Origin of the sequence: Massilia sp. CT11-108 (assembly GCF_047302915.1) — a bacterium.
Taxonomy (GTDB): domain Bacteria; phylum Pseudomonadota; class Gammaproteobacteria; order Burkholderiales; family Burkholderiaceae_D; genus Telluria; species Telluria orientalis.
In genome coordinates this window covers 1-324 of the sequence record NZ_JBKYMO010001388.1, presented here as the reverse complement: position 1 = coordinate 324, position 324 = coordinate 1, and the positions used below count along the sequence as shown (strand labels likewise).

1 protein-coding gene and 1 pseudogene are annotated in these 324 nt (G+C 69.4%); both read right to left on the bottom strand.

Annotated elements, in window-relative coordinates; translation table 11 throughout:
- The coding region (locus tag ACEN88_RS34940; RefSeq protein ID WP_413347018.1) for a prepilin-type N-terminal cleavage/methylation domain-containing protein at positions 1–95 on the bottom strand (95 nt) is incomplete at its 3' end.
- Positions 92–324: pseudogene (locus tag ACEN88_RS34935) on the bottom strand (type IV pilus modification protein PilV); the annotation flags it as partial. The pseudogene ACEN88_RS34935 and the gene ACEN88_RS34940, both read right to left, overlap by 4 nt.

Below are 324 nucleotides of genomic sequence, written 5' to 3'. Positions count from 1 at the left end.
AGGCGTCCGGCCATCAGCACGATGCCGAGGCCGATCGTCAGCGCCACCATCAGTTCGACCAGCGTCAGGCCACGCTGATGGCGCAATGCGTTCATGGCGCCGCTCCCGCCAGCGGCATCATCAGCTTCGGCGCACCGGTCTCGCGATCGCCTTGCGCGCGCCAGCCGAGCTTGACGACAACGGGCGCGCCGTCCTCCTCCTCGCAGGTCCAGGGCAACACACCGGCCGCATCGGGCGAGCCCGCATCACGGCATACGCGCAGGCGTCCACCAGGGAAACCGGCAGCCACGGCCTCGGCCACTTCGAACACGTCGAAACGCGCCA